The organism is Candidatus Deferrimicrobiaceae bacterium (assembly GCA_035256765.1).
Classification (GTDB): Bacteria; Desulfobacterota; Deferrimicrobia; order Deferrimicrobiales; family Deferrimicrobiaceae; genus CSP1-8.
In genome coordinates this window covers 1-1,696 of the sequence record DATEXR010000244.1, presented here as the reverse complement: position 1 = coordinate 1,696, position 1,696 = coordinate 1, and the positions used below count along the sequence as shown (strand labels likewise).

The following is a 1,696-nucleotide window of genomic DNA, read 5'->3' as shown; positions in this document are numbered from 1 at the left end:
CGACTCCTCCAGGGCTTTTTTCGACGCCTCGGCAAGTTTTTTTTGCTGCTCGTCGTGGGAGAAGATCGCCGATCGGTACTGGTTTCCGTGGTCGCAGAACTGGGCGTCCCTGGTCAGCGGGTCCACGTTGCGCCAGAAGATCCCGAGCAGCCTCTCATACGAGATTTTCGCGGGGTCGTAGACGATCTGCACGGCCTCGGCGTGCCCCGTCCCTCCGGCCGACACTTCCTCGTAGGTCGGGTTCTTCTTTTGTCCCCCCGTGTATCCCACCGTGACGGAGAGAACCCCGTCCCGCTTGTCGAAAGGGGACTCCATGCACCAGAAACAGCCGCCCGCGAAGGTTGCCGTCGCCGGTTGCGGGGCCTGCTTCGCCCCTCCGCCGTTTTCCGCCGCGCCGGAAACCGTGGCCACCAGCAGCGGGATCATCATCCAACCGAGGAATTCCGTGATCGGCACGAGGTTGGTCTTCATCGCATCCTCCGGTTTCCGCAAGAATAGGCAGTCGGACATTAGATTCCTCCGGCTGCGGAAAGGTCCGGGCATCGGGGGTATCCTCCGGGAATAGCTCTTGACATCCGTTTTCCCCCGCTCTACCTTGTCCTGACCGACTGAGCACTCACTCGGTAGAGGGGGGGAGGGGATTGGGGGAGCCCAGCAAGCGGTCCGCCATTCTGGCGGTTGCCTCCCATCTGTTCGCGGAAAAAGGGTACAGCAACACCACCACCGCGGAGATCGCCCAGGAGGCGGGGGTCGCCGAGGGGACGCTCTACCATCACTTCGGAAGCAAGGACGGGATCTTCCTCACCATCTTCGACGAGATGGTGGAGGAGTACATGGCGGGGGCGGAACGCCTGGCCGGGGATGGAAAGACCGGGGCGAAAACGCTTTCCGGCCTCATCCGATTCCACTTCGAATACCTCGAACGGAACAAGACCCGCTTCCTCGTGATCCTCCGGGATTTCCCGAATCATCTCGCCGTCGGGAATGACGGCCGTTCCGCGGAAAGCAGGAACCGGTTCAGCCGCATGACCGACATCCTCTCCCGGGGATTGACGCAAGGGTTCCAAGACGGCACTCTCCGCCCCAGCTTCCCCGTGCGGGATACGGCGGCCCTTCTCCGGGGAATCCTTTACGGAACCACGCGGCACAGCATGCTGGGGATCATCGACGTACCCCTTTCCCGTCTTTCCCGCATGGTGGAAGGGTACTGCCTGCAGGCTCTGTCCCCCGGCGGGGGCGCAGGAGGGAAGCGGGGGAAAGGCGGAAAAAAATGATCTTCCGGAAACGTCTTCCGGTCGCGGCATCCGTCGCCCTCTTGCTGTGGTTGGGGCATTTGCCCTGCCGGGCGCAGGAACCGCCGCCGGGCGTTGCCTCTCCTCCCGCAGGAACCCGCGGGGAGAGCGCATCGGGCGGGAACGACAACGCCGCCCGGGCCGGAATCCTCTGGAACATGGACAACGTCGTCGCGATCGCTCTTTCCCGGCATCCCCTGGTCGGCCAGGCCGACGCCGAAACGACGGCGGCCATCGCGCGAAAGGGGCAGGCCGAATCGGGGTATTATCCGTCGATCAGCCTTTCCACCGGATATACCCGGTCCCGGGCGTTTTCCTCCACGACCAATCAAAACGCAACCGGCTCCTCCCTGTTTGTCGAAGGCGCCGTTTCCCAGATCCTCTCGGACTTCGGCCGCACCCGG

At 63.6% G+C, this 1,696-nt stretch carries 3 protein-coding genes; 2 read left to right on the top strand and 1 reads right to left on the bottom strand.

Annotated features, from left to right (window positions below):
• Positions 1-510: peptide-methionine (S)-S-oxide reductase MsrA (gene msrA / locus VJ307_08255; protein HJX74134.1), on the bottom strand; the 510-nt coding region annotated here is incomplete at its 3' end.
• 131 nt (positions 511-641) lie between these two features.
• Here msrA and VJ307_08250 point away from each other — a divergent pair.
• Positions 642-1,274 (top strand): TetR/AcrR family transcriptional regulator, encoded by a 633-nt coding sequence (locus VJ307_08250; GenBank protein HJX74133.1) that lies wholly within the window; start codon positions 642-644, stop codon positions 1,272-1,274.
• A partial coding sequence (locus VJ307_08245; protein ID HJX74132.1) for a TolC family protein occupies positions 1,271-1,696 on the top strand: 426 nt, incomplete at its 3' end. The genes VJ307_08250 and VJ307_08245, both read left to right, overlap by 4 nt.